Origin of the sequence: Exiguobacterium sp. s133 (genome assembly GCF_018618595.1) — a bacterium.
Classification (GTDB): Bacteria; Bacillota; Bacilli; order Exiguobacteriales; family Exiguobacteriaceae; genus Exiguobacterium_A; species Exiguobacterium_A oxidotolerans.
The window spans coordinates 1-6626 of sequence record NZ_JACSMK010000020.1; the positions used below are offsets into that span (position 1 = coordinate 1).

Annotated in this window: 7 protein-coding genes; 5 read left to right on the plus strand and 2 right to left on the minus strand. The window is 52.0% G+C overall.

What is annotated here, in order from left to right:
• The 5 genes from KNP96_RS16460 to KNP96_RS16480 form a co-directional block, all read left to right on the plus strand.
• Nucleotides 1–1464, plus strand: a 1464-nt coding sequence (locus tag KNP96_RS16460; protein ID WP_214771823.1) for a hypothetical protein, incomplete at its 5' end; no start/stop codon positions are given.
• An 83-nt stretch (nucleotides 1465–1547) separates the two neighbouring features.
• On the plus strand, nucleotides 1548–3194 hold the full coding sequence (locus KNP96_RS16465; RefSeq protein WP_214771826.1) for a hypothetical protein: 1647 nt from the start codon (nucleotides 1548–1550) through the stop codon (nucleotides 3192–3194).
• A complete protein-coding gene (locus KNP96_RS16470; protein WP_088837949.1) occupies nucleotides 3191–3784 on the plus strand; it encodes a class D sortase in 594 nt (197 codons plus the stop codon). The genes KNP96_RS16465 and KNP96_RS16470 overlap by 4 nt, the downstream gene beginning before the upstream one ends.
• A gap of 12 nt (nucleotides 3785–3796) precedes the next feature.
• Nucleotides 3797–4861 carry a YheC/YheD family protein gene (locus KNP96_RS16475; RefSeq protein ID WP_214771829.1) on the plus strand — a complete coding sequence of 355 codons (1065 nt, stop codon included), beginning with the start codon at nucleotides 3797–3799 and terminating at the stop codon, nucleotides 4859–4861.
• Between the two features lie 14 nt (nucleotides 4862–4875).
• The gene (locus KNP96_RS16480) at nucleotides 4876–5466 is read left to right on the plus strand and encodes a hypothetical protein (RefSeq protein ID WP_214771831.1); all 591 of its coding nucleotides are present in this window, start codon (nucleotides 4876–4878) and stop codon (nucleotides 5464–5466) included.
• Between the two features lie 44 nt (nucleotides 5467–5510).
• Here the strand turns inward: KNP96_RS16480 and KNP96_RS16485 are convergent, their stop codons facing one another.
• On the minus strand, nucleotides 5511–6443 hold the full coding sequence (locus KNP96_RS16485) for a class F sortase (protein ID WP_214767737.1): 933 nt from the start codon (nucleotides 6441–6443) through the stop codon (nucleotides 5511–5513).
• Between the two features lie 90 nt (nucleotides 6444–6533).
• The coding region (locus KNP96_RS16975; protein ID WP_214770648.1) for an LPXTG cell wall anchor domain-containing protein at nucleotides 6534–6626 on the minus strand (93 nt) is incomplete at its 5' end.

A 6626-nucleotide genomic window follows, 5' to 3' on the forward strand; every position in this document is an offset into this window, starting at 1 on the left:
GATGCGGATGCCGATGCTGACGCGGATGCCGATGCCGATGCGGACGCCGATGCTGACGCTGATGCGGATGCCGATGCCGATGCGGATGCTGACGCGGACGCCGACGCTGATGCTGATGCTGATGCGGATGCTGACGCCGATGCTGATGCTGATGCGGATGCTGACGCCGATGCTGACGCCGATGCTGACGCCGATGCGGATGCCGATGCCGATGCGGACGCCGATGCTGACGCTGATGCGGATGCCGATGCCGATGCGGATGCTGACGCCGATGCTGACGCTGACGCTGATGCGGATGCTGATGCGGATGCCGACGCTGATGCCGACGCTGATGCTGACGCCGATGCGGATGCCGATGCGGACGCCGATGCCGATGCGGATGCCGATGCTGACGCGGATGCCGATGCCGATGCGGACGCCGATGCTGACGCTGATGCGGATGCCGATGCCGATGCGGATGCCGATGCGGATGCCGACGCCGATGCGGATGCTGATGCGGATGCGGACGCTGACGCCGATGCGGATGCTGATGCCGACGCCGACGCTGATGCTGACGCGGATGCTGATGCGGATGCCGACGCTGATGCCGACGCCGACGCTGATGCTGACGCGGATGCTGATGCGGATGCCGACGCTGATGCCGACGCTGATGCTGACGCCGATGCGGATGCCGATGCGGACGCCGATGCGGACGCCGATGCGGACGCCGATGCCGACGCCGATGCGGATGCTGATGCCGATGCCGACGCTGATGCTGACGCGGATGCGGATGCCGATGCTGACGCCGATGCTGACGCTGACGCTGACGCTGATGCCGACGCCGATGCGGACGCGGATGCTGACGCTGATGCGGATGCGGATGCGGATGCCGACGCCGATGCGGATGCCGATGCGGACGCTGACGCGGATGCGGATGCTGACGCGGATGCTGACGCGGATGCGGATGCGGATGCCGATGCGGATGCGGATGCCGATGCGGATGCGGATGCGGATGCCGATGCGGATGCGGATGCGGATGCTGACGCCGACGCCGATGCGGATGCTGATGCGGATGCGGACGCTGATGCGGACGCTGATGCCGACGCGGATGCGGATGCGGATGCGGATGCGGATGCGGATGCGGATGCCGACGCGGATGCCGATGCCGACGCTGACGCCGATGCGGATGCTGATGCCGATGCCGATAAAGACGGGGATAAAGATCAAGACCATGTTGTTGTTCCAGCACCAACAAACAAACCAACCCGTCCAATCAATACGGGAGTGATCAGTAAACCGACGATGCCGTCGAACTTAGGGGTTGTACAGAAAAAAGCGTCTGTACTTTCGAAACCGGTAACCCGACCGATTGCAAGTAAGCTTCCGAACACATCAGAAAATCTTTTCCTTGTTTCAATGATGGGTATGTTGGCGGTAGTAACCGGATTGTTTGCAAAACTATTCCGTCGCCGTCCCCAGCAATAAGCAGACCGATTAAATAACAGTCATTGTAGCGGAGGGGAAACTCTCTGCTGCAATTTTCATTATTTTTGAAGGGGTGACTTCGGATGGGATTGATGAACCGGATAGAACGAATCGAAGAACGAGTTTTCGTGCTAATGAAAGAAGATCAGGCAACTTACTTTTTAAATCAACGCCTCACCGTTTTTCTATCAGTCGGGACGAAGAAACGCCGTGCACGGGTCCATACATTTCGTGGGAAACGAATGGCGAGTATCTTTCAAAAAATCAAAAACTTCTTACTTGAACATCCCGTCGACTACGACTGGATTAAAGTAGATATTGCAAAGAATTTTCATTTTTGTTCATTCGCAGAATTAAACGATCAACTTCGTGCAACACGTAAGAATTATTTTCGAAGAGGCATCGCTTTTGATGCTCGCTTCACGTGTGCTTTTTTAGAAGAAGAACTAAATGGGAATGCGATGTTGACGCCGGACAAGGACACGCCGGAACTCCGGGTGAATTTGAAGAACATGACACGATATGTTGAACAGCAGCGTCGAAAAATACCCTGCTTCATCTTTACGGATGAAACGAGCTGTATCTTGTTTGAGACGACGAGCGTCTTCAGTGAAGAGGAGCCGATCGTCATCGAAACGACAGGGACAGTGGAAAAAATCAGAGCCTCTCCACGCACCACTCCCTTTGAAATCAAAACGGTCGTCACGCAAGCGAGTGATTACTTAGCTCGCCAAGTTCAGGCGGATGGCCGCTTCATATATGGTTACTTTTCATGTTTTGACAAAACGATTCAATTTTACAACAGCTTACGGCATGCGAGTACACTTTACTCGATGATTGAAGCGTATGCAGTCCGACCGGACGTGACACTTCAACACGCAATCGATCGCGCGAAAAACTATCTCATCGAGCACTTGATCGTTCAACCGAACGAATCGGCCTATGTCGTCGATTGGGAGCAGGATGCGGAAATTAAGCTCGGCGCCAATGCCGCGGCAATCTTAGCGTTGACGAAATACATGACGACGTTCAAGTCGCGTCGCGAACTAGCGCTGTGCCGCGCCCTTGCGAACGGAATTGTAGGGTTGCAGCAGCCGGCAGGCAACTTCAACCATGTGTTATCGTATCCGTCGCTTGCACTGAAAGAGGCGTTTCGGATTATCTATTACGAAGGTGAAGCGACGTTTGCGCTGCTTCGTCTATACGAGCTCGATCGACAAGAACAGTGGTTGACGAGTGTGACGCAAGCGTTCGACTACTTTATCGCGCACGATTACTGGAAGCAACATGACCACTGGCTCAGCTACAGCGTCAATGAACTGACGAAGTATGTCCCGGATGAACGGTACTATCGGTTCGGACTTCAAAATGTCGAACAAAAGCTTGATTTCATTCATCACCGCGAGACGACGTATCCGACGTTTCTTGAGTTGATGCTGGCGGCCCGCGAGATGATCGGCCGGATGCAAGCGGACGGGCAGACGGACTTATTGACGACGTTTCCGCTCGACTGGCTCGAAGCGACGATTGAACGCCGGATGCAGTATCAATTGACTGGTTTTTACTACCCGGAAGTCGCGATGTATATGAAAGTACCGGAGCGCATACTCGGTAGTTTCTACATCCGTCACCACTCCTTCCGCGTCCGGATTGATGATGTCGAGCATAATATCTCCGGGTACTGTCGTGCACTCGAACAAATCCGTCAGAAGGAGGTCGTAAAAGGATGAGACGACACGTCTCGACACTCTTGCTCATCATCGGTGTTCTCCTGTTAGGTTACGTCGGATATCAGAAATTCACGATTGATCGAACGTTGTCCACCGAACTGGAAAAGGCGAAAGCCGTTGTCGTGGAGGCGGAGGAACAGAAGAAGACGGCTGAACCAGAGGCAACGGACACGGAGGCGGTGCCGGTCACGTTTAAAGAAGGCGAGACGCTTGGTTTCTTAAGCATTAAATCGCTCGACATGGAATTACCGCTCCTCGAAGGGGTAACGGACAAAACGCTTGCGAAAGGAGTCGGGCACCACCCGGACACGGCTTTTCCTGGACAGGGTGACCGAATCTTCATCGCCGGGCATAACGATACGACGTTTTCAAAAATCAGTGAGCTCGAACCGGGTGATGAGGTCGAACTCTATTTGGCGGATGGATCATACCGCTATGTCATGCGGTCGAGTGAAATCGTCGACGATGAAGATACACGCGTCTTGGCAGCGACAGGAACGGAGTCGCTCGTCATCTCGACCTGTTACCCGTTTTATAACATTGCGAACAGTACGGAACGCTATTTGATTTTCTTAGAACCGATTGAGTAGGGGGAGACGGACATGACAAGAATCGGCATATTACGCTTGAACGATAAACCACAATTTCGTGATAAAATCGCCTGTGTCGTCGCAGCATCGATGGGGATTGAAGCGTTTTTCTTCCGGCCGCAGGATATCGACTTTGAGAAGCGGATGATTCGGGGGATGCACTTTTTGGATGACCGCTGGCATAACGGCTTGTGCGAATTTCCGGATGTCGTCTACAATCACTTACCGTTGACGGACGAGCAAAAAGACATCTTTTCGCGCTTGGCCGACGAGATTCCGTTTACGACACACCGGATCGGCAACAAAAACGTCGTCCTGAAAAAACTTGCGGCTGACGGAACGTTCAAACAATATTTGATTCCGATGCACCGGATTCGTGCGGGGAAGGATTTGATCGCTCTACTGGAACGGTACGGGAAAATTATTTTCAAACCGGCTAACGGCAAGCAAGGGCAACGGATTTATACGATTGAACAGGTCGGCCCGGATCAGTATACGTTCGATTATCTTTTACAAAGTGACACCTGTTCGACAGGACAATTGATCGACCGTATCGAAGAAGAGATTAAACGGAACCCGATGATTGTCCAACCGTTCATCGCTTCGGAAACCATCCACGGACATTCCTATTGTATGCGGATCCATGTCGCAAAAGGGGCGAATGGAACGTGGAAGCTCGTCAAGTTCTTTCCTTTCGTCAGTAACAACAAGCAAGAGTCCGTTAGTCACTTGAGTCACGGTGCCTTTTCGACGACACGTATGGATATCTTCATGAAGCAAAACTATCCGGAGCAACACGAAGAAATCTCCCGGCAGATTGTGTTGTTCGCCCGTCGCTTCCCGGCATATTTCGAGTCGTTTTATGATTACCCGCTCGATGCGCTCGGCATCGATGTCGGGATTGGAGCGGACGGGAAGATTTATCTGTATGAAGTAAACAGTCTGCCGGGGACGCGTTACGTTGAATTCCAGGCAGAATATTTAGCGATTCAGTACTGCGATTTTTTAGCGAAGCAACCGTACACCGCCAGCAATGGATTGAAGGCGGGCTGGATGAAACAGCGGGTGCGCGCTTAGAGAAGAGGTGACGTGTGAAGACGTTCTTGTTTTATTTGATGACGGCGGCGCTCGTCGTCATCATCCTTGCGAAATTCATGGTCCCGTTGCTCGGTTTTTTCGAGGCGGACGAACCGAAGCCGCAGACGGACCGGACGAGCCTGCGTCTCACGGAAGCCCAGCTAAAACAATTTGATCGGGAAGACCGGATTGGCGTCAGTTACGAGATGGCCGGACTCTCGCTCAAGACGCTTGCCGTCAAGCGGATGGACGCGACCCGTCAAACACCGCTCTTGCTTGTAAACGTTCAAAAAGAAAAAGTCCTACAGGTCGGTGGTGAGGCGAATCGTCTGCTCGCGATTACCGTCAAAATCAAAAATCAATCCGCCGATTCGATTGAGATCGCCCCGAAGCTCGGAGAATACGAAACAGATGGGCGTATCGTGACGATCGCCGATCAGTTTAATGCATTAAATGGAACGTATCAGAGTGGGGAAGAACGAATCGGAATTGTCTTCATTCCGACGACGGAAACGAAAATCAGACCGGGGCGGCTCCATGTATTTTATGAGACGGCGTCCGGGGATAAACAATTACGGATTTCCCTGGACGAAAGTACAGACTAAAAAGATCTTACGCTCGAATTGAACGTAAGATCTTTTTGTTGTGTTTATTTTTGCGTGACACTAAACGCTTCTGGTGACTCGATGCCTGCTTTATTGACGGCCGTAATGATGAAGCGACCTGTCGCATCTTCCGGAAGCGGGAACGCTTTCCGTTCAATCGATTCCGTTGAACCGAGTTTTTTCCGTTTTCCATCTTGTTCTTGATAGATGTTATACGTCACGACTTCATCGTCTTTTGAAGCATACCAGTTCACGAAGCCACCGCTGATGCGGACGTTGGTGGCTGGTTTTGGTGGTGTGTTGACGGGATCGGATGCTTTCTCATCAAGCTCGGTGAACACGACGAGACGGTTGTCGTACGTCCCTGCATTTTGGTCGTACGTACCGATACACGTAATTAAGTTCAAGTTACGGGTGTCGGCAGCACCGAAGATTTTTTCGAGTGGGGCATCGAGATGGTCGTACTCGACGAGTTTCTTGACGCGGAAGACGAGCAGGCGTCCAGATTCATCTTTGATTTTAATAGCGTCACCTTTTTTAAGTTCATGCAGCTTGTAGAAGACGGCAGGACCGGTTTTTGTATCCGTATGTCCGTCGATGACGGCATTACCGATGTCACCTGGTCGTGGTCCGAATTTATACCACCCGACTTGTTGTTCATTTTTCGGAGTCCCCATCGCTCCTTTTTTATCGAGACCGACTTGTTCGATGTTCGTTTTAACGTCGAGGGCGTCGATCGTCAATGTCTTCGGAAGTTCGACTTCATTGGTTGAGAGGGTCTTAAATTCTTTTTTAAAGATTTCGGATGGTTTGAGTGGATCCTCCTGTGTCCCGGAAGAAGCCGCGGATTGTGAATCAGCCGTACCTTGCGTGATGTTCGTTTCTGTGTCGCTCGTGTTTCCGAATAATAAGAAAATCAGTGTGCCGACTGAAGCGAGCATCAGGACGATACTGATCGGGAATAACCATTTTTTCAAAACACGTCACTCCTTTCCGAGAGGAAGACCTCTCTATGTAAGAAAAAGGATAGTGCCGAGGGCGCTATCCTTTTTAGTATACCCGATTTCTTATGCGTTTTGACGTTTGCGTGCCACGACGATTCCAGCTGCACCGAGTGCAAGACCGAAGAGTGCGAGTGCACCTGTTGTTGCGTTGTTGCT